General features: G+C 63.1%; 18 protein-coding genes. 12 read left to right on the forward strand and 6 right to left on the reverse strand.

Going from position 1 to position 20,674, the window contains the following annotated elements:
• Nucleotides 1-16 precede the first annotated feature (16 nt).
• From ABIB90_RS28295 to ABIB90_RS28305, 3 genes are all read left to right on the forward strand, one after another.
• Nucleotides 17-1,285 (forward strand): CaiB/BaiF CoA transferase family protein, encoded by a 1,269-nt coding sequence (locus tag ABIB90_RS28295; RefSeq protein WP_354201763.1) that lies wholly within the window; start codon nucleotides 17-19, stop codon nucleotides 1,283-1,285.
• A gap of 107 nt (nucleotides 1,286-1,392) precedes the next feature.
• Nucleotides 1,393-2,622: an acyl-CoA dehydrogenase family protein gene (locus tag ABIB90_RS28300; protein ID WP_354128498.1), complete on the forward strand. Its 1,230-nt coding sequence runs from the start codon at nucleotides 1,393-1,395 to the stop codon at nucleotides 2,620-2,622.
• A 9-nt stretch (nucleotides 2,623-2,631) separates the two neighbouring features.
• The gene (locus tag ABIB90_RS28305) at nucleotides 2,632-3,177 is read left to right on the forward strand and encodes a flavin reductase family protein (protein WP_354201735.1); all 546 of its coding nucleotides are present in this window, start codon (nucleotides 2,632-2,634) and stop codon (nucleotides 3,175-3,177) included.
• A 25-nt stretch (nucleotides 3,178-3,202) separates the two neighbouring features.
• On the opposite strand, the gene ABIB90_RS28310 is transcribed toward ABIB90_RS28305, so the two are convergent.
• Nucleotides 3,203-4,174, reverse strand: a complete 972-nt coding sequence (locus tag ABIB90_RS28310; protein ID WP_354201764.1) for an NAD(P)-dependent oxidoreductase — start codon at nucleotides 4,172-4,174, stop codon at nucleotides 3,203-3,205.
• 131 nt (nucleotides 4,175-4,305) lie between these two features.
• Between ABIB90_RS28310 and ABIB90_RS28315 the strand changes: the two genes are divergently transcribed.
• The 6 genes from ABIB90_RS28315 (at nucleotide 4,306) to ABIB90_RS28340 (ending at nucleotide 10,661) form a co-directional block, all read left to right on the forward strand.
• Nucleotides 4,306-5,289 carry an ABC transporter substrate-binding protein gene (locus ABIB90_RS28315; protein ID WP_027566680.1) on the forward strand — a complete coding sequence of 328 codons (984 nt, stop codon included), beginning with the start codon at nucleotides 4,306-4,308 and terminating at the stop codon, nucleotides 5,287-5,289.
• A 78-nt stretch (nucleotides 5,290-5,367) separates the two neighbouring features.
• Nucleotides 5,368-7,062: a dihydroxy-acid dehydratase gene (gene ilvD / locus ABIB90_RS28320; protein WP_354201736.1), complete on the forward strand. Its 1,695-nt coding sequence runs from the start codon at nucleotides 5,368-5,370 to the stop codon at nucleotides 7,060-7,062.
• Between the two features lie 123 nt (nucleotides 7,063-7,185).
• A complete protein-coding gene (locus tag ABIB90_RS28325) occupies nucleotides 7,186-8,031 on the forward strand; it encodes an ABC transporter ATP-binding protein (protein ID WP_219682400.1) in 846 nt (281 codons plus the stop codon).
• Entirely contained in the window at nucleotides 8,028-8,813 is a 786-nt protein-coding gene (locus ABIB90_RS28330) for an ABC transporter permease (RefSeq protein ID WP_354201737.1), read from the forward strand. The genes ABIB90_RS28325 and ABIB90_RS28330 overlap by 4 nt, the downstream gene beginning before the upstream one ends.
• Nucleotides 8,810-9,577: an ABC transporter permease gene (locus tag ABIB90_RS28335; RefSeq protein ID WP_354201738.1), complete on the forward strand. Its 768-nt coding sequence runs from the start codon at nucleotides 8,810-8,812 to the stop codon at nucleotides 9,575-9,577. The genes ABIB90_RS28330 and ABIB90_RS28335 overlap by 4 nt, the downstream gene beginning before the upstream one ends.
• Nucleotides 9,578-9,614: 37 nt before the next feature.
• Nucleotides 9,615-10,661: a 2,5-dihydroxypyridine 5,6-dioxygenase NicX family protein gene (locus ABIB90_RS28340; protein WP_354201739.1), complete on the forward strand. Its 1,047-nt coding sequence runs from the start codon at nucleotides 9,615-9,617 to the stop codon at nucleotides 10,659-10,661.
• Here the strand turns inward: ABIB90_RS28340 and ABIB90_RS28345 are convergent.
• Genes ABIB90_RS28345 through ABIB90_RS28365 form a run of 5 tightly spaced genes read right to left on the reverse strand, consistent with a single transcriptional unit; the run spans nucleotide 10,658 to nucleotide 16,364 of the window.
• On the reverse strand, nucleotides 10,658-11,650 hold the full coding sequence (locus ABIB90_RS28345; protein ID WP_354201740.1) for a 3-hydroxybutyryl-CoA dehydrogenase: 993 nt from the start codon (nucleotides 11,648-11,650) through the stop codon (nucleotides 10,658-10,660). The genes ABIB90_RS28340 and ABIB90_RS28345 overlap by 4 nt on opposite strands.
• Before the next feature lie 3 nt (nucleotides 11,651-11,653).
• Entirely contained in the window at nucleotides 11,654-12,742 is a 1,089-nt protein-coding gene (locus ABIB90_RS28350) for an NAD/NADP-dependent octopine/nopaline dehydrogenase family protein (protein ID WP_354201741.1), read from the reverse strand.
• Nucleotides 12,739-14,262, reverse strand: a complete 1,524-nt coding sequence (locus ABIB90_RS28355) for a class I adenylate-forming enzyme family protein (RefSeq protein ID WP_354201742.1) — start codon at nucleotides 14,260-14,262, stop codon at nucleotides 12,739-12,741. Before ABIB90_RS28355 ends, ABIB90_RS28350 begins: the two co-directional genes overlap by 4 nt.
• Before the next feature lie 2 nt (nucleotides 14,263-14,264).
• Complete coding sequence (locus ABIB90_RS28360; RefSeq protein WP_007601574.1) at nucleotides 14,265-15,554, reverse strand: acyl-CoA dehydrogenase family protein; 1,290 nt, start codon at nucleotides 15,552-15,554, stop codon at nucleotides 14,265-14,267.
• Between the two features lie 12 nt (nucleotides 15,555-15,566).
• Nucleotides 15,567-16,364 carry an alpha/beta fold hydrolase gene (locus ABIB90_RS28365; RefSeq protein ID WP_354201743.1) on the reverse strand — a complete coding sequence of 266 codons (798 nt, stop codon included), beginning with the start codon at nucleotides 16,362-16,364 and terminating at the stop codon, nucleotides 15,567-15,569.
• A 215-nt stretch (nucleotides 16,365-16,579) separates the two neighbouring features.
• Here ABIB90_RS28365 and ABIB90_RS28370 point away from each other — a divergent pair, with 215 nt between their 5' ends.
• The 3 genes from ABIB90_RS28370 to ABIB90_RS28380 all read left to right on the forward strand — a co-directional run bounded on the left by ABIB90_RS28370 (nucleotide 16,580) and on the right by ABIB90_RS28380 (nucleotide 20,668).
• A complete protein-coding gene (locus tag ABIB90_RS28370) occupies nucleotides 16,580-17,341 on the forward strand; it encodes an SDR family NAD(P)-dependent oxidoreductase (RefSeq protein WP_007601576.1) in 762 nt (253 codons plus the stop codon).
• Between the two features lie 44 nt (nucleotides 17,342-17,385).
• Entirely contained in the window at nucleotides 17,386-18,222 is an 837-nt protein-coding gene (locus ABIB90_RS28375) for an enoyl-CoA hydratase family protein (protein ID WP_007601577.1), read from the forward strand.
• 94 nt (nucleotides 18,223-18,316) lie between these two features.
• Nucleotides 18,317-20,668, forward strand: coding sequence for a bifunctional salicylyl-CoA 5-hydroxylase/oxidoreductase (locus ABIB90_RS28380; protein WP_354201745.1), 2,352 nt, complete (start codon nucleotides 18,317-18,319; stop codon nucleotides 20,666-20,668).
• Nucleotides 20,669-20,674 lie beyond the last annotated feature (6 nt).

The following is a 20,674-nucleotide window of genomic DNA, read 5'->3' on the forward strand; positions in this document are numbered from 1 at the left end:
TAAGGGAGCGCCGTCGATGCCCACCAAGCCTCAATTGCCGGAACGTTCGTCGCGGGCGACGGGCGCGCCTACCGCGCTCGATGGTCTGCTGGTCGTCGATTTCACGCGTGTGGTTGCCGGCCCGGCTTGTACGCAGACGCTTGCTGATTTCGGCGCGCACGTCATCAAGATCGAGAATCCAGACGGGGGCGATGACACGCGTGCGTATGAACACGCCGAGATCGGTGGGGAGAGTGCTGCCTATCTGAGCCTCAATCGCAACAAGCGTGGCATCGCGCTTGACCTTACCGTGCCGGAGGCTCGTGAGATCGCGCTGGATTTGATTCGCAAGGCCGACGTGGTCGTCGAGAACTTCTCCAGCGGGATCATGAAGAAATTTGGGCTGGACTATGAAAGTGTTGCGCCACTCAATCCGCGGCTAGTCTATTGCTCGATCTCCGCCTACGGGCGCACCGGACCGTTTGCCTCGCGTCCCGGCTTTGATCCGATCACGCAGGCGGAAAGCGGCTTCATGTCGCTCAACGGATTTGCTGATGGCCCGGCGGTTCGCACCGGCCCGCCGATCGTAGATATGGCGACGGGGATGTCTGCCTGCAACGCCATCCTGATGGCGCTGTTGGCGCGGGATCGGCTCGGTCGCGGCCAGCATGTCGAGGTCGCCCTGTTCGACGTCGCTATGGGCATGACCGGCTTCTATGGCATGGCCTATCTGATCAACGGCGAAAATCCCGGCCGGTTTGGCAATTCGCCGAGTGGCTCTCCTACCGTCGGCGTGTACGAGGCCTCCGATGGACCGCTTTACATGGCCTGCGCGAACGACCGGCTCTATCGTCGGCTGGTTGTTGAGGTGCTGAACCGGCCGGATCTGATCACCGATCCGCAGTTTGCCTCGCGCAAGGCGCGTTCCGAGAACAAGGAGCTTCTGCGGGCAGCCATCGCGGAGGTCTTCGCGAGCGATACTCTCGAAAACTGGATGACCAAGATGAAGCTGGCCAATATACCGGTCGGCTATCTGCGGACGGTCGAGGAGGGGTTCAATGCACCGGAGGCGCGAGAGCGCCATCGCTTGAACCGGATTCCACATCGTACGGCAGAGTGGATCCCGAACATCGAGCCGCCGATCAGTATGAGCTTGACGGGAGCGATCAATCCCGTGGCTGCCCCCTTGTTGGGCGAACATACTAACGACGTCCTGCGTGATACGCTCGGATACGACAATCTTCGGATCTCGGAGTTCAATCAAAAGGGGGCTTTTGGATCGGGCAAGCCATCGGAGCAGGTTTGAACCCAAGCAGGGCGTTCCCTTGGAACGTGCAAATCGCGCCCTAGCGCTGCATCCGCTTGATTTGGCGATGTTCCAGCCGCATAAATGCATGAAAGCGAGGGATACGAATGGCGCCTGGTCAAGAGCCGAGCGTGGGCCGGCCCGCGGCGGTGCAATCCGATGAACCTGCCCATGCGGCAATGATCGCGAAGGCCCGGGCGCTCGTCCCACGGCTGCGAGAGCGGGCGGCGCGGACGGAGGAGTTGCGGCATTTGCCGCCGGAAACTGAGCAGGATCTGCACGAGGCCGGCCTGTTCCGGATGCTTCAGCCGAAGCGCATTGGCGGCGCAGAACTCGATTATGTCGCCTTAATCGATTGCGCGGACCTGCTCGGACAAGCAGACGCCTCGGTGGCCTGGAATCTGGCCAATCTGGCGAGCCATCACTGGATGCTCGGCATGTTCGAGCCGACGGCGCAGGATCTGGTCTGGGCCCGTGATCCGGACGCGCTGATCGCGTCCTCGTTCATTTTTCCGGCCGGACGTGCCACGAGAGTCGAGGGCGGATACCGGCTCCATGGCAGCTGGCCGTTCTCCTCGGGCGTTGCCTCCTGTGCATGGAACATGCTTGCAAGCGTGGTCTACTCCGACGATGAGGCGGACGGCATCGAGTATCGGATATTTCTGCTGCCGAAAGCCGACTACAAGGTCCTCGACACCTGGAATGTCGCGGGACTGCGCGGGACAGGGTCTTGCGACGTGGAGGTCAGGGACGCTTACGTGCCCGACGATATGACGGTCGCGGTCGGCGATCTTGACGGTGGGCCGACTCCGGGAAGCAAGCTCAATCCCAACCCGCTGTATGCGCTCCCGGTATTCTCGCTGTTTCCCTACGTCCTGTCCGGCGTCGCGCTGGGAAACGCGCAGGCATGCCTCGACGATTATGCGGAGGTCGTCCGTCATCGCATTTCCACCTACAACCACGCCAGGCTGAGCGACTTTCAAAGCACCCAGATCAAGATCGCCGAGGCCTCGGCGAAGATCGACGCCGCACGCCTGATCATGCGCTCGGCCTGTCTGAATGCCATGGCGGATGCAAGGCGGGGTCATATCCCCGATATGGCGACCAAGACCAGATATCGGCGCGACGGCGCTTTTTCAGTAAACTTCTGCACGGATGCGGTGTCGATGCTGTTTGCCGCGAGCGGAGCACGGGGCCTGTTTACGACGGGCGCGTTGCAGCGGCAGTTCCGCGATGCGCACGCGATCAATTCGCATCTCGCGTTCAATTTCGATGCAGCCGGGACCAATTATGGACGCGTGGCGCTGGGGCTGCCGTCCGAGAATCTCACGCTGTGAGGCCGGCCGATGAATGATCTGCCGAAGCAGCCGGCCGTTCCCGATCCGGCCAACGAACTCGCGAGCGACAGCTCGCCGATCGATCCCCGCGATTTTCGCAGCGCGCTCGGCACCTACGCCACGGGGGTGACGATCATCACGGCCGCGGCTCCCGACGGCAAGCCCTATGGCCTGACGTGCAATTCGTTTGCCTCGGTCTCGCTGAATCCGCCGTTGGTTCTTTGGAGCCTGGTCGTCTATTCCTCTAGCCTGACCATCTTCCAGAACGCCAGTCATTTCGCGGTCAACGTTCTTGGCGTTTCGCAACAGGCGCTGGCGAGCAAATTCGCCAAATCGTCTGATGACAAGTTCACCGGTGTCGAGTGGACGCCGGGCCTCGGCAACGCGCCGGTGCTCGCCGAGAGCGTGGCCAATTTTCAATGCCGCTCAGTCAATCGCTATTACGGCGGCGACCACGTGATCTTTCTCGGTGCAGTCGAGGCCTATACGTACAATACGAAGGAGCCGCTGCTCTTCGCGCGCGGCGCGTTCGGCCGATTTCTCGCCGACGGCTAGCGCAAGCAGTCACAGCAAGCGTGCTTCAGTTCGCGCTGGACGGTTCGGCGCGCCCTGCCGAAAGCTTGTAGATTTCGAGCGCATCCGCGTCCGCGCCTCGCGCGGCCTTGGCGAGCCTGAAAAGTTGTCCTGCGAGCGAGGCCATGGGCACCGGCGTCGACGTCGTCTGCGCGACATCGGCGACGGTATCGAGGTCCTTGAGCATTGTCGCAATGTGACCAAGCGGCGGTGAGTGAATGCCCTGGGCCATCCGCGGCACGAACAGCTGCAACGGAATGGAGTCCGCGAAGCCGCCGGCGAGTGCTTCGGGCAACCGGTTGGCATTGATTCCGGCGTTCACGGCAAGGCGTGTTGCCTCCGCAAGAACAGCCATCGCGCATCCGACGATCACCTGATTGCATAGCTTCGTGGTCTGGCCGGCGCCGGTCGGGCCCATGTGGGTGAACCTTCGTGCCATAGCGTGCACGTAGGGGCGGACCCGCTCGATATCGCCTGCTTTTCCGCCGGCCATGATGGCAAGCGTGCCTTCCTCGGCGCCCTTGGTACCACCGGAGACCGGCGCATCGATCCAGCCCGCGCCGTTCGCCGCTAACAATCGCGTTGCAAGGTCCCGTGCGGCATCAGGATGGATCGACGAGAAGTCGACCACGAGCTTGCCCGCGCCGGGCGCAGTTGAGATGCCCTCGGCCCCGAAGATCACCTCTTCCACGGCAGCCGCATCTGTCACGCACATGAAGACGATGTCCGAGTTCTCCATCAAGTCGCGTGGGCTGGCTGCGCGCCTGGCACCGGCTTCGACGAGCGCGGCCATCTTCCCTTCCGAACGGTTCCAGACAGTGACCTGATGGCCGGCCTTGAGCAGTCGCCGGCTCATTGGCGTCCCCATCAGTCCAAGGCCAAGATAGCCGAGCCGCTCGACGCCTTGCGGGTTTGTCTTGCTCCCTTCAGCCATAGGTTGCCTCCATCTGTCGCTCCGCGACGCCGCGCGACGTTGCATTACCATACATGGTGTATCCCACGACGAAACCGCCCGGCCTGCATGGCTTGCTTGATTGTTTGAACCATGAAACATTTGCCGCGGTCGGGTTGGATGGCGCCGGTCGGCGCCTGGGCAGCGGAGTGGGCACGATGCGAACCGTTTCGAAGTGGATCCTGGCTTTGGGGGCGGCAGCGGCCGTGAGCGCGAGCGCAGGCTCGTCATGGGCGCAGCAGACAATTCGTGTCGGCTGGACGATTCCGGCCGAGGAATCCAAATACTGGATGATGCGCCGCCCGGCTGAGTTTCCCAACATCGGCAAGGCCTACAACATCGAATGGACCCAGTTTCAGGGCACCGCTCCGATGACGCAGGCCTTGGCGGCCGGCGCGCTGGATTGCGCGACGCAGGCACCGCTGTCGCTCGCCAATGGCGTGGTTGGCGGCAACCTCAAGGCCTACATCGTGGCGCAGCACGTCTTCGAGAAGGCCGGTGGTTTCTCGGTCTACTGGGCTGTCATGGACGACTCCCCGATCAAGACGATCGCCGATCTCAAAGGCAAGACGGTCGGGATCTCCGTGATCGGCGGCGGCACCCAGGGCCCGTTCAATCTGTTGCTGAAGCAGAACGGCATCGATCCGGCCAAGGACATCAAGCTGGTCGAGGTCGGCTTTGCCGTCTCCGAAGATGCGTTGCGGCAGGGCCGCGTCGATGCGGTCAACATGAACCAGCCGTTTGCCGCGCGCGCGGAGGCAAAGGGCGGCACGCGCAAACTGTTCTCGCTGTCGCAGGCGATGCCGAACATCGTGCACATCCTGGAAGCCTGCCGTGCCGATTTCGTCGACAAGAACCCGGAACTGGTCAAGGCTTACGTGCGTGACATTACCTCTGGCATGAAGAAAGCGCTGGCGAACCGCGAAGAGACGTTGAAGGTTGTCAACGAAGTCCTGAAGGCACCTATTCCGGTTCTCGAGACCTATCTGCTCAAGGACAATGATTTCGGCCGCGATCCGGGCGCGGCACCGAATTTCCCCGCGATCCAGAAGATGCTGGACATCTACGCGGAGACAGGGATGCTGCCAAAGTTGGATGTCGCGCAATTCAAGCACTCGACGATCGTCGCTCCGCTGCAATAGGCGATCGGGCGACTGAACCGAGCGAGAAGGTCGCGGCGTCCAGGATGATCCGGGACGTTGCATGAAGAAGATGCACGTATGAAGAAGCTCCGATCTCGGATCACGACGGATGGCCTCGACCGGGCTCCGCACCGCGCGTTCATGCGCGCCATGGGGCTCGACGACGCTGCGATTGCCAAGCCGATGGTCGGCGTCGTCAGCATGAAGGGCGAACAGACACCCTGCAACATGACGCACGACTTTCAGGTCGCGGCGGCCAAGACGGGAATCGAGGAGGCCGGCGGTACGCCGCGCGAGTTTTCGACCGTGTCGGTTTCCGACGGTATCAGCATGAATCACGAGGGGATGAAGTTCTCCCTGTTTTCGCGGGAGCTGATTGCCGATTCGATCGAAGCCGTCGTCCATGGTCTCGCTTACGATGCGTTGATCGGTTACGGCGGATGCGACAAGACGCTTCCCGGCGTGATAATGGGCATGGTCCGGTGCAACGTCCCGTCCATTTTCATCTATGGCGGCAGCGCGCTGCCGGGCCGCGTAGACGGGCGGACCCTCACCGTGCTCGACTCCTATGAGGCTGTCGGCAGCTTCATGACCGGAGAGATCGACGGTGCCACGCTCGAGCGGATTGAGCGGGCCTGCCTGCCGACCATCGGCGCGTGCGCCGGCCAATTCACTGCCAACACCATGGGCATGGTGTCGGAGGCGTTGGGCCTCACCATTCCCAACGTGTCGATGGTGCCAGGTGTCTATGCCGAGCGCGCGCAGATATCCAGGCGGGCCGGGCGCCTCATCATGGAGATGCTGGAGCGCGGCGGGCCGTTGCCGCGCGACGTCGTGACGCGGAAATCCCTGGAAAATGGTGCGGCGATCGTGGCTGCTACGGGCGGTTCGACCAATGCTGCGCTGCATCTGCCGGCGATCGCGAACGAGGCCGGGATCGCATTCACGATCGATGATGTCGGCGAGGTTTTCGCCAGGACGCCGCTGATCGGAAACCTGCGGCCTGGAGGCAAATATACGGCAAAGGATGTCTACGATATCGGCGGCGCTGCCGTGGTGATCCGGGAGCTGATCCAGAGCGGGCATATTGATGGCAGTTGCCTGTCGATCACGGGCCGTACACTTGCCGAAGAATATAGCGCCGCCAATGCTCCTGACGGAGAGGTCGTTTACGCGGCTCGCGCGCCGATCATGCCAGACGGCGGTGTGGCAGTGCTGAAGGGAAACCTCTGCCCTGATGGTGCGGTGATCAAGGTCGCCGGGCTGAAGAGCCAGTTGTTCGAAGGCGTAGCGCGCATCTTCGAAGACGAAGAAGCTTGTGTCGCAGCGGTTCGCGACCGCAGCTACAGGGCGGGCGATGTGCTTGTGATCCGCAATGAAGGGCCGGTGGGCGGCCCCGGCATGCGCGAGATGCTCGGCGTCACCGCGCTGATCTACGGCCAGGGCATGGGCGAGAAGGTGGCCCTGATCACGGATGGACGCTTCTCCGGCGCCACCCGCGGAATGTGCATCGGCTATGTGTCTCCCGAGGCCTTCGTCGGCGGTCCGCTGGCATTGGTTCGCGATGGCGACAGGATCCGGATTGATGCGGCAAATCGGCGGATGGATATGCTGGTCGACGAGCAGGAACTCACGGCTCGCCGACACGATTGGAAGCCGCGTCCGCCTCGTCACCGTGCCGGTGCGCTGGCGAAATATGCCCGATTGGTTGGCCAGGCACCGGGCGGGGCCGTGACGCATGAGGGGCCCGCAGAATGGCCCTGGTTCGGATGACGCGGCGCACTTGCCCGAAAACAGCGCGTGGTCTGGCAAGTTTCTTGCTAAGCTGGTGCCGCTGACGGAGGACATTCAGCGTGTCTGTTGCGCAGGGTTCGCGCGCGAACGAAGTGAGACGGGATGAAGGTAGTGCCTTCGAGATCGAGCGGATGGGTGAGACCGGTGACGCCGCAAAAACCGGCTTCTGCAATCATCGAGATCGAGAGCGTCTCGCAGGTATTTCAGACCTCAGCGCGCAAGGACCATGTGGCGCTATCGGACATCTCTCTGGCGATCGAGGAGGGAGCCTTCGTCTCCATCCTTGGTCCGTCGGGCTGCGGCAAGTCGACATTGCTTTACGTCGTCGGCGGCTTCGTCAGCCCGACCAGCGGCTCAGCGAAGATCAGGGGACGGACGATCACGGGACCAGGGCCGGATCGCGGTCCGGTATTCCAGGAATTCGCGTTGTTTCCGTGGAAGACCGTGCTGGGCAATGTGATGTACGGCCCTCGCCAGCAGGGCGTGCGCACCACCGAGGCGGAAGCACAGAGCCGGGCCCTGATCGAAATGGTCGGGCTCAAGGGCTATGAGGACTTCTATCCCAAGGAGCTGTCCGGCGGCATGAAGCAGCGTGTGGCATTGGCTCGAACGCTGGCTTACCATCCTGAGGTTCTGTTGATGGACGAGCCGTTTGGCGCGCTCGATGCTCACACGCGAACGCGGCTGCAGAACGATCTGTTGAACATCTGGGAGCGTGATCGCAAAACGGTGCTGTTCGTCACGCATTCGGTCGACGAAGCGGTTTTCCTCTCGGACAAGGTCGTGATGATGTCGAAATCGCCCGGCCGCATCCGCGAGGTCATCGACATCGATCTGCCGCGGCCGCGCCGCCGCAGCGAGCTGCTGCTCGATCCACGGTACCAGAAATACGTTGTCGATATCGAGCGCATGTTCGACGAGGTCGACGAGACGGGATCGCGGTCGTGACGTCGCTGGCGGCCTTGGGCAAGCGTGCCGCTCCGGTGTTTGCCTGTATCGGGCTTCTGGCGGCATGGCAGGTTGCGTCACTCGCGCTCGAGAACGACAGCTTCCCGACGGCGATCGAGGCGATCCGTGCAATCCCGGACATCCTCGGAGACAAGGAAGCTCTGATCAACATCCTGGCCTCGCTCCGCCGCATGGCGGTCGGGTTTGGCATAGCGGTATCGGTTTCGATCCCGCTCGGCCTGTTGATGGGCCGCAGCCGGGCCGTCGCGGCGTTCTTCAATCCGCTCCTGATGGTGATCTACCCGGTGCCGAAGGCCGCCTTGATGCCGATCATCATGCTGTGGCTGGGCGTCGGTGACATCACGAAGACGCTGGTGATCTTTCTCGGCGTCAGCCTGCCCGTGATCTATCACAGCTTCGAGGGCGCCAAGGCGGTGGAAGAGAAGATGCTGTGGTCGGGCGCCGCGATGGGGCTTTCGCCTGCGCAGCGGCTGGTCCGGATCGTACTGCCGGCGGCGCTTCCAGAAATTCTGACCGGTTGCCGCACCGGACTCGTGCTGGCGCTGATCACGATGATTACCAGCGAGATGATCGCCCGTCAGTCCGGCGCCGGCAATATCCTGTTCAATGCCCTCGACATGGGCCAATACGATACCGTTTTTGCGATGATCATCATCGTCGGCGCGATGGGAATTTGCCTCGATGCGATGTTCGAGCGGGTCCGCGCAAGGCTGGTGCGCTGGTCCGAACCGCAGTTCGACATGCCGCTGAGCTTCTCATGATCCCGCAGCTTCGCTCCACTAGCATTATTCTTGGGCTCGCGCCGATCGTGCTGGTGATCGCGCTGTGGCAAGGCCTTGTGTCATTTGGTTTTGCGCCTGCGGTCTTGCTGCCGCCGCCGGGATATGTCTTCAGCAGGCTGCTTCAGCAACTCGTCACGTGGACGTTCCAGCAGGAGATCGCGGCGACCCTGCTCCGGCTGTTTGCCGGCTTCGCGATCGCGGTCGTGCTCGGTGTCAGCATCGGCATCGCCGCCGCTGCCAGTCCGGCTATCAACGCCGTGGTTCGGCCGATTGTGCGCGTGCTCGCGCCTTTGCCCAAGGTCGCGCTCTATCCAGCATTGCTGCTGCTGCTCGGCTTCGGTCACGGATCGAAGATCACGCTGGTCGCGGCGGATGCACTCTTTCCCATTCTCTTGTCTACCTATTACGGCGCGTCGACGGTGGAGCAGAAACTGATCTGGTCGGCCATGGCGGCGGGAACGCCGCGCTATGAGATCCTGTTCAAGGTGGTGCTGCCTGCCGCGATGCCGTCGATCCTGACCGGTTGCCGGATCGGCCTTGTCATTTCCTGCATCGTGGTGTTTCTGGCCGAGATGATCACGTCGAGCGACGGGCTCGGACATGTCCTCGTCACGGCGGCCCGGACCTTTCAGGCCGTCGATATGTTCGTGCCGCTGATCACGATCTCGCTGCTGGGCCTGATCCTCAATGGCCTGCTGGGGGCAGTGCGCGCGTATCTGCTGCGGGGTTTCCCCGAAGCATGAACTGACGAAGAAGAAACAGGAAGACCGGGAGTATACCATGCTGGCTGATCGCATCGAGGCAAAATGGATCGACGCATTTTGCGAGATTTTTGAGCGATGCGCCGTCAAGGTCGGCGATACCGCGGCGATCCTCTCGGAAACCCAGTCACGTGCGTTGAATGTTCATCTGGCGGAGCTCGCGCTGCTGCGGATGGGCGCGCGACCGTTTCACGTGGTCATGCCGACCCCGCGTAACCGGAATATCGTTCCGGTGCGCTCGACAGGGGCAAGCGAGGCGATCCAGCGGCTCGGCCCGGTGATCACCGCGCTTCAACAAGCCGGCTTCGTGGTGGATTGCACCATCGAGGGCCTGATGCATGCGGTGGAAACGCCCGAGATCCTCAAAGCCGGCGCGCGTATCCTGGTGATCTCCAACGAGCATCCCGAGGCGCTGGAGCGGATGGTGCCGGATCCCGCGCTCGAGAGGCGCGTTCGCGCAGCGGCAAAGATGCTGCGCGGGACCAAGCGGATGCGGGTGACGTCAAAAGCCGGCACGGCGCTCGACGTCGACATGGTCGGAGCTTCCACGGTCGGCGTGTGGGGCTGGACCGACAAGCCCGGGACGCTGGCGCATTGGCCCGGCGGCATCGTCGTCAGCTTCCCCAAGAGCGGAACGATCAATGGCACGCTGGTGATGGCGCCCGGCGACATCAACCTGACCTTCAAGCGTTACCTGACGTCGCCGGTAAAGATGACGCTGAAGGACGATTATGTCGTCGAGCTGGAAGGCGAGGGCACCGATGCCGCAATGATGCGCGCCTACCTTGCCGCCTGGGGCGATCGGGAAGCCTATGCGGTATCGCATGTCGGTTTCGGCATGAACCCGGCCGCGCGCTACGAGGCGCTGTCGATGTATGATCAGCGCGACACCAACGGCACGGAAATTCGTGCCGTCTCCGGCAACTTCCTGTTCTCGACCGGTGCCAACGAATTCGCCGGCCGCTACACGGCGGGCCATTTCGACCTGCCGATGATGGGGACGACGATCGAGCTCGATGGCGTGGCGGTGGTGCGTGACGGGGTGCTGCAGGACGTCTTCGGCTAACCGCGATCGAGCACCGGTGGCCGCGCCAGGTCAAAGTGCCGAAGCAGGTCGACCATGGCCTGAAGCCGTTTTGCCCGATAGGCGTCGATGTCCATGCCTGAATAATCGAGAAAGCCTGCACCTGTGCGCAGGCCGATCCGGCCCTCCTGCATGTTCCGCGAAATGACCTCCGGTGCACGATAGCGGTCGCTGCCGAGTGCGCCTTCGAGATAGCGACTGGCGTAGTAGAGGATATCACCGCCACCCCAGTCGATGAATTCGAGCAGCCCGAGCACGGCGTAGCGGAAGCCGAAGCCGTAGCGGATCGCCTTGTCGATGTCTTCTGCGCTGGCAACGCCTTCCTCGACCATGCGCGCGGCCTCGTTCATCGCCAGCGCCTGGATGCGCGGGACGATGAAGCCTGGTGTCGCCGCGCAGACCACCGGCACCTTGCCGATGCCTTCGAGTAGCGCCTTGACCTCGTCGATGACAGCGGGATCTGTGGCTTTGCCGGGCGAAATCTCCACCAGCGGAATCAGATATGCCGGATTGAGCCAGTGCACATTGAGGAAACGGCGGGGATTCACGATCGCGCCTGAGAGGTCGTCGACGAGGATGGTCGACGTCGTCGATGCGATGATCGTATCGGGGCCGACTTGTTGTGAGGCCGCCCCCAGCACCTTCCGCTTGAGCTCGACGACTTCGGGGACTCCTTCGAAGATTATTCCCGCATCGGACAGTGCCACATCGCTCTGGCTGGCCGGCACCACCGAGACCCGCGCAATGAGCGGGTCGACATCCGCCTCGGTCAGTAGCCCCAGCTTCGACAGGCTGGCAAAGGTCTTCCTGATTTCGCCGAGAGCATCTGCCTCCAGCCTGGCGAAATCTTCCGCCGAGCGGTCCTTGATGTCGATCATCGTGACCGTATGCCCCGCGTAGGCAAACGCGACGGCGATGCCGCGGCCCATGCGGCCGGCGCCGAGACAGGCGATGATGGCTCGGCTGGTCATCGGTCAAAATCCCCTGCGAAGAAGCGTCTGCAAAGCGGCCTTATCGAGATTGCCGAGCCCCAGCGTCTCGAGGGTTCGGCCGCCTTGCGCGAAATCCTCACCGCAAACTGCGCCGCCAATGGCCAGGAATGCTTTGGCCAGCGGCGTAGCCACGCCCGCCAGGCCGGCGACGGAGACCAGCAGCGATAGCCCAAGCCGCAAATCTTCTCTCATGTAGCGGTGCTCGGTCAGCACGATCCGCTCGCGCCAGTCACCGGAATCGGTCAGCCGGTCATGCGAGCCGCGGCCATACATCCAGATCTCGCCTTCCTTGGCATAATGATGGGCGAGCGGAAAATGCGGTGCGCCATATCCGAGCGCCTCACGCACGGCAATCCGTTCGGCATCGAGCGCGTCGGTGACCCGGCGAATCGCGGCTTGCGTTCCTTCCTTGTGGATGTCCCACTTCTCGAAATGCTCGATCGGGCCAGCATTCATCACGATCAGGGGCGGATGGATAATCGGGCCTGCGTTCATTAGCGCACCGGAGAGAGCATCTCCGCACGGCTCGATTGCGCCGGGGAACGCCTGTCCAATCACCGCAAGTGCGCGCGGCGCCTGATCGAGCGGGAAAACGCCGACCGGCAGTCGCTTGGCGCGGATGGTGATCGCGACCTCGAACGGCCCGTGCTTGCGGGTGAGCCAGGGCAAGGTCCCGGTCTCGGCGAAGCTCGCCTTGGCGTGGTTGCCGGAATCCCGCGCAGCCTGGGCGAAGATCATCGAGCCGAAGGTCGCCGGCGGCAGAAACACGACCTGGCCATCCCGCAGATGTGGAGCAAGCAGGCGCGCAATATCAGGCTGCGCGAAGGCGGGGGCGGGACAGAGGATCAGCTCTGCGCGATTGACCGCTTCGGCGATGCCGGCCGTGACCAGCGCGAGCTTGACGTCGTGACCGCCGTTATGATCCTTCACCAGGATACGCGCGCCGGCGGCGCGATGTGCCGCGACCTGATCCGCGTCGCGGCGCCAGAGCCGGACCTCATGTCCCGACAGCGCGAAATCGCCCGCGGCCGCGAAAGAGCCGTTTCCCCCACCCAGAACCGCAATCTTCAAGATGCTTCTCCTTGGGTGCGCGATTGCGCATCAAGCTGCTTCAGCAGGAAATGCTGGACCTTGCCCAGCGCCGTGCGCGGCAGGTCGGTGACGAAAACGATGTCGCGCGGAACCTTGTAGCGAGCGAGTTGGGCCTGAAGATGGACTTTCAACGCGTCTGCTTCCAGTCGACAGTCGGATCGCCGGATCACGTAGGCGATGGGCACCTCGTCCCAGCGTGGATCGGGCCGGCCAATCACGGCGCATTCGCTGACATCGGGATGTTCGAGCAGGACGCGTTCGACCTCCGCCGGATAGATGTTCTCGCCGCCGGAAATGATCATGTTCTTCTTGCGGTCACGCACCCAGAAATAGCCGTCCGCGTCGCACAGGCCGATATCGCCGGTACGATACCAGCCGTCATGCAGCGCATCGCGCGTGGCGTCCGCATTGCCCCAATATTCGAAGAACACGTTGGGGCCGCGCACCGCGATCTCGCCCGGCGCGCCCGCCGGCACCTCGTTGCCGGCGGGATCAATCACTTTCGCTTCGCAGCACAGGCCGGCAAGTCCGGTCGATCCCGCGCGCGAGAGATCGCCACCAAGCCGGGTGTAGACTGCGATGGGACAAGTTTCCGTCGAGCCGTAGACCTGAAGCACGGATACGCCGCGCGCCACGAAGCGGTCGATCAGATGCGGCGGCACGATAGTCGAGCCGGTCGCGACGGCTTTGAGTGACGAAAGGTCGGTCGTAGCCCAGGCGGGATGCTCGCTCACCGCCTGGATGATCGCCGGCACCATCACGGTCAAGGTCGGCCGGTCCCGTTCGATGGCTGCAAGCGCGGTGTCCGGCGTGAAGCGTGCGTGAACCGTGACCGTCGCGCCCAGCTGGAGCGCCGCCGTGGTCTGGATGTTGAGGCCACCGACGTGGAAAAACGGCAGCAGCGTCAGCACATGGTCATCGGACGTCATGTTGTGCATGTGCTGGCTCATGACGCCGTTCCAGAACAATGCCTCCTGGCGCAGCACCGCGCCTTTGGGCCGTCCGGTCGTTCCTGATGTATAGACAATGAGGAGCGGACAGGAGAGATCAGTGTGCGGGTTGCGGCCGGTGCCCCGGCACCGAGCTAACAGGTTTTCGAACGTCGTGCCGCGCGGCGGCTCGAAATCGAGCCCGACAATTGCGGTCCCCTCAAGCTCGGCGAGTACCCCCTCAAATGCCTGCTCGAGGACCAGGACCTTGGCGCCGGCATCGGTGAGGATAAAAAGCTGCTCGGCGATAGCCAGCCGCCAGTTCAGGGGCACCAGCATCGCGCCGAGTCGCGCGCAGGCATAAAGCAGAACCAGATAGTCCGGCCGGTTCAGACTGAGGATCGCAACGCGGTCGCCCCGACCGACGCCGAGTTCCTGCTTCAATGTCGCCGCCGTCCGCTCGATCCGTGCAGCGAATGCCGCATAGCTCAACCGTTCGCCCTCGAAGGCGATGGCTGTCTTGTCTGGCGCGAACGCCGCGTTGCGATCGATCAGACTGCAGAGATCCACCGTCAGTCGTCCGTTTCGCCGGCCTCGTACAGCGCCTCGCGCCCGATCCGGTCGAGGCAGAGCTCGGCTGTCCAGGGCAACATCAGCGAGCCGCAGCGGCTGTCGCGATAGATCCGCTCCAGCGGCAGCGAGCGGAGCATGGCCTGTCCGCCGCAGGTACGGATCGCGAGCGCGGCGAGCTCATTGGCGCCCTCCATCACGGAATATTGCGCGGCATAGGCACGCAGTACCTGCTCCTTGCTCGGATTGGCGCGCGCCTCGGTGACCGCCTGGAACCAGATCGCCTTGATCTGCTCGAGCTTGATCTGCATCTGCGCGACCGCAATCTGCTTGGTCGGATACATCCTGCGCTTCACCGGCGGCATGCCCGGCACTTCGCCGCGCAGATATCGCAGGGTGAAGTCATAGGCGGCTTGAGCAAGGCCCATATAGGTCGGCGACAACGTCAGGAACATGTGCGGCCAGCGCATCGCGGCCTGGAAATAGACGCCCCGCGGCATCAGCGCCGAATCTGCCGGCACGAACACGTCCTTGAACAGCAGCGTGCGCGAGACGGTTCCGCGCATGCCGAGCGGGTCCCAGTCGCCGACGACCGAAACGCCTTCCGATTTCGCAGGGATGGCGAGGTAAAGCGTATTGCGGCGCGAAGCCTTCTCGCCTTCCTCGATCTCGGTGCAGAGAACGCCGTAATAATCCGCATGACCGGAGAGTGATGCAAAGATCTTCTTGCCGTTGACGATCCAGCCGCCCTCGACCGGCCTCGCTTCCGTGCCGAAAGCGACGCCGCCTGCCGCTGCCGCACCGCCCTCCGAGAAAGGCTGCGAATAGATCGCGCCGTCCTCGACGATACGCTTGTAGTGGACTGCACGTCGCTGCTCGTGCTCGGCGCGGGTTTCAGCATCCATGTCGAGATCGTCGGCGAGCGGGCCCGACCACAGCGTCGAGCAGACATGCATGTTCCAGGTGAGCGCGGTCGCGCCGCAATACCGGCCGATTTCGGCTGCCGCCAGTGCGTAAGTTTGATAATTCGCCCCGAGCCCGCCATGTTTCTTGGGGATGGCAATACCGAGTAGGCCGACGCGATGCAGGTCGCGATAATTCTCAGACGGGAAGATCGCTTCGCGGTCGTAAGTCGCGGCGCGGCCGGCGAACACGCTCTGGCCAATCTCGCGCGCCCGCGCGATGATGCCGGCCTGCTCGTCGCTCAGTCGGAATGCGACGGGATCGAAGATCGGCGCATCCAGCGCGACCTTGTCAGTCGCGCCGATGGTCTTGCTGACTTGCATGGTCATTGCGCAGTCACCTTAAGTTTTGATCGCGACGGAATTCAGGAAGAGGCCGAGGGCCTCGTTAAAGGCATCGGGGCGTTCCAGGTTGGCGAGATGGCCCACAGCCCCGAGCTCGACATATTCCGCCGAGGGAATGTAGCTCGCCGTCTTCGCCATCATTGGCGCTGGCGCGTTGTTGTCCTTGGAGCCGGACAGCAGCAGCGTCGGGATGGAAATGTCCTTGAGGGTGCTGCGCTGGTCGAAGCCGATCAAGGCCAGCATCATGGCGCGATAGCTCGCCTCGGGCACGCTTGCCATGCACTCGCGCGCAACCTCAATTCCCTTGGGATCGGGATCGTCGCCCACGAGTTCCTTCACCAGAGAGGGCGCCAGCGACTTCATCGTTTCGCCGCGATCGAGCGGCCCGAGCCGTGCGGCGATAAACGATTTCTGCCAATCGCCGTCGGCCTTGCCGAAGGCCGGGCTGGTCTGCGCCAGCACGACCGCGCGCGCCAGGTTTGGGGAGTGCACCAGCCATTTCTGGACGATCATGCCGCCGATGGAATGGCCGACCAGAATCGGCCTACTCGCACCAAGCTGCTCGATGAATTGCTGGAGCGCATCCGCCAGGGCAGCGATGCTGACGCTGGCGAGCGGCGCCGAGCCGCCATAGCCAGGCATGTCCCATGCAATCGCGTGGAAGCGGTCGCCGAATGTGGCAAGCTGCTGCCGCCAGGCCCGTGCCGCACCGCCGATGCCATGCAGGAAAATCAGAGGTGTCCCGCCCGGATCGCCCGCTGCTTCATAGGCGAAGCGGCCGTCCTTTGTTATCATTGGCGCAGGCTGCGACACGCGACATCCTTTTGCTTGGCTCTTCGATGCTAACAGGCCTGTGAGGGATGGGAAGAGATAATTTTATACTTAAAGCAATTTTCAGGCCGGTCGTCGGAGTACGGTTGTTCGCGGGGCCGAGTCGCGCTTTGTTTGCAAAAGTTTGAAGGTTAAAATATATCGAGAGGGCGATCAGCAGAATGCAAGGAAGCCAGCGCATGTCCGGATTACCGCATTCGCCGCACGCGCTGGTGACCGGTGGCGGTCGCGGCATCGGTCGGGCCATCGCAGCAGCGCTCGTCGAGGCCGGTGCTACTGTGACCGTCCTTGGGCGGGATGCTGCCACACTCGAGGACGCAGTCAGCGCAGGAGCTGCCCATTTTGCGGCCGTCGCCGACGTCTCGGACGAAACCTCATTGAAAGCCGCCATCGCTCAAGCGAGTGCGCGGCAGCCGATCGATATCCTGATCGCCAACGCGGGAAGCGCCGAGTCCGCGCCGTTCGCCAAATCCGACAGTGCCCTGTTCGCGCGCATGATGGACGTCAATTTCATGGGCGTGGTCCATGCTGTCAGCGCTGTGCTTCCGGGCATGAAGGATCGTCCCTATGGCCGGATCGTCGCCATCGCGTCGACGGCGGGGCTCAAGGGATATGCCTATGTCAGCGCGTACACCGCGGCCAAGCACGCTGTGGTCGGTCTCGTGCGGTCCCTTGCACTAGAGATGGCTGCCAGCAACGTGACCATCAATGCGGTGTGTCCCGGTTTCACCAACACGGATCTCGTCGCCGGCAGCATCGAGAACATCATGAAAAAGACGGGACGCAGCCGCGAGCAGGCCATTGCCGAGCTCGCGAAACATAATCCGCAGGGGAGATTGATCTCGCCGCAGCAGGTCGCGGATGCCGTGCTCTGGCTGTGCGGCGAGGGCGCCGGCGCAATCACCGGGCAGGCAATCGCTGTTGCCGGTGGTGAGATTTAGCGCGCGTTGGCCAAGGCGCGGAGCAAGGAAGCCAAGGAGATCGCATGAGCAGACCAGCCAATCCCGTGACCTTACCGCTTGCGGACTATTCGCCGCAGCACTTCCTGCTGGCCGTCGTCGATGGTGTTGCAACCGTCACGCTCAATCGTCCGGAACGGAAGAATCCACTAACCTTCGAGAGCTATCGCGAACTCACCGATTTCTTTCGCGCCTGCGCCTTCGACGATGCGGTCAAGTCCATCGTCGTGACCGGCGCTGGTGCCAATTTCTCGTCCGGCGGCGATGTGTTCGAGATCATCGGTCCGCTCGTGAAGATGGACACCAAGGGGCTGACGGCGTTTACACGGATGACTGGCGACCTCGTCAAGGCGATGCGGGCCTGTCCGCAGCCGATCGTTGCCGCGGTCGAAGGCATTTGCGCCGGGGCGGGCGCGATCATCGCCATGGCGTCGGACATGCGGCTTGCGGCGAGCGGAGCCAAGGTTGCATTCCTCTTCAACAAGGTGGGCCTTGCCGGTTGTGACATGGGCGCCTGCGCGATCCTGCCGCGGATCATCGGACAGTCCCGCGCCTCCGAGTTGCTCTACACCGGCCGGTTCATGACCGCGGAGGAGGGTGAGCGCTGGGGCTTCTTCAGCCGTATCCTCACGTCGGAGCAGGTGCTGCCCCAGGCACAAGTGCTGGCCAAGCAAATCGCGGAGGGACCGACGTTTGCCAACACCATGACCAAGCGGATGCTGGCCATGGAATGGGCGATGTCGGTGGAGGAGGCGATCGAGGCGGAAGCCGTTGCTCAAGCGCTGTGCATGACGACCGCCGATTTCGAACGGGCCTTCGAGGCCTTTGCCAACAAGGTCAAGCCGGTCTTCAGGGGCGATTAAGCCGGGCTTTGCCGCCGGCCTGCCGCAATGGGGACTTGCGCGAAATTATTTTAGGCTTAAAATAGTTTCGGCGGGTTGAATTGGCGAGGCTCCCATGAAAGTCGCGATCATCGGTGGCGGACCTGCGGGTCTCTACGCTGCAATCCTGCTGAAGAAGCAGCGACCGAGCGCTGAGATCGCGGTGTACGAGCGCAATCGCGCCGACGATACCTTCGGCTTCGGCGTGGTGTTCTCGGACGCCACGCTCGATAATTTCGAGAAGCACGACCTTCCGAGCTATCGCCGCATCACCCAGGAATTCGCCTACTGGGATGACATCGCCGTCCACTTCCGCGGAACGGTTCATCGGGTCGGCGGCAACGGCTTTTGCGGCTGCTCGCGGCAGAAGCTGCTCCTGATCCTCCAGGCGCGCGCGCGCGAACTGGGCGTCGTCCTGAATTTCGAAGTAGACGTCGAGGACGAATCCCGCTTCGCCGAAGCCGATCTGATCCTGGTCGCGGACGGCATCAACAGCCGCTTCCGCGACAAATATGTCGATCATTTCGCGCCGGAAGTCGACCTCCGTACCAACAAGTTCGCCTGGATGGGCTCGACCAGGCCGCTGGATGCCTTCACCTTCATCTTCCAGGAGACGGAGTGGGGCCCGTTCATCGCCCATGCCTATCAATATGAAGCCGGACACTCGACCTGGATTTTCGAGACCGATCCGGAGACCTTCGAACGCGCCGGGCTGACAGGGCTGAACGAGACCCAGTCTGCTGCGCGAATGGCCGAGATCTTCGGCTGGTTCCTCGACGGGCACCAATTGCTCACCAACCGCTCGACGTGGCGCAATTTCCCGATGATCCGCAGCAAGCGCTGGGTCAAGGACAACATGGTCCTGCTCGGCGACGCCAAGGCGAGCGCGCATTTCTCGATCGGCTCGGGCACCAAGCTCGCAATGGAAGACGCGATCGCGCTGGCTGAGGCGATGGAGAAGGCGCCCAGCATCAAAGCGGCGCTGGACGTCTATGAGCACGGCCGCCGCGAAGAGGTCGAGAAGACGCAGCACGCCGCCGACGTCTCGCTGGTCTGGTTTGAGCATGTCGACCGCTTCTGGGATTTCGATCCCGTGCAGTTCGCCTTCGGCGTGATGACGCGCTCGAAGGCGATCACCTATGACAACCTGAAGCTTCGCGCCCCTGACTTCGTGGCGGAGGTCGAAAGATCATTTGCCAAGCGTGTTCGTGACAGCGGCTTCGACGTCGACACCGAGAACCCGATGGTGCCGCTGTTCCAGCCCTTCCGGCTGCGCGAGATGGAGATCGCCAATCGCGCCGTGGTGTCGCCGATGTGCATGTATTCGGCGAAGGAGGGCGTGCCGACCGATTTCCACCTGGTGCATTATGGATCGCGTGCGATCGGCGGTGCCGGCCTCATCTTCACGGAGATGACCTGCGTTGCCCGCGACGCGCGCATCACGCCCGGCTGCACAGGACTGTGGAATGACGAGCAGGAGGCATCCTGGCGGCGCATCGTTGATTTCGTCCATGCCAATTCAGCCGCAAAAATCTGCCTCCAACTGGGGCACGCCGGGCGCAAGGGTGCGACCAAGCTGATGTGGGACGGCATGGATCGTCCGCTCGAGGAGGGCGGCTGGGAGGTGTTTTCGGCGTCTCCACTGCCCTATTTCCCCGACAGCCAGGTTCCGCGCGAGCTCGATCGGGTCGGCATGAACGCCGCGAGAGATGCTTTCGTCGCGGCGGCTGAGCGCGGCGAACGCTGTGGCTTCGACATGCTCGAACTGCACTGCGCCCACGGCTATCTGCTTGCGAGCTTCATCTCGCCGCTGACGAACACCCGCACGGATGAGTATGGCGGCTCGCTCGAAAACCGCCTGCGCTTTCCGCTCGAAATCTTCGAGGCGCTGCGGGCCGTATGGCCGTCGCACAAGCCGATGTCCGTGCGCATTTCCGCGACCGACTGGGCCGAGGGTGGCATCGGCGGCGACGATGCGGTGGCGATCGCGCGCGCGTTTGCCGAAGCCGGCGTCGATCTCGTCGACGTCTCAACCGGGCAGACCGTGCGCGATGCGCAGCCGATCTACGGCCGCATGTTCCAGACGCCGTTCTCCGACCAGGTCCGCAATGAGGCGCGCGTGGCCACGATGTGTGTCGGCAACATCACGACGGCGGACCAGGCCAACACCATCCTGGCTGCCGGCCGGGCGGACCTCGTCGCGCTCGGGCGGCCGCATCTGGTCGATCCCTCCTTCACCATGAGGGCGGCGGCCTGGTACGGAGCGGACGACGCGTTCTGTCCGCCGCAATACCTTCCCGGAAAAGATCAGATTTTCCGCAACAGCGTGCGCGACCGGCAGGATCTCGAGGAGCTGAGAATTAAGGCTAAGCCCAAGACCCGAGCCGAGCTCAAGGCGGAGGCGACAAAGCCGCTTGCGGCGGAGTGACCGCCC

Source organism: Bradyrhizobium sp. JR4.1 (assembly GCF_040548605.1).
GTDB classification, from domain to species: Bacteria; Pseudomonadota; Alphaproteobacteria; order Rhizobiales; family Xanthobacteraceae; genus Bradyrhizobium; species Bradyrhizobium canariense.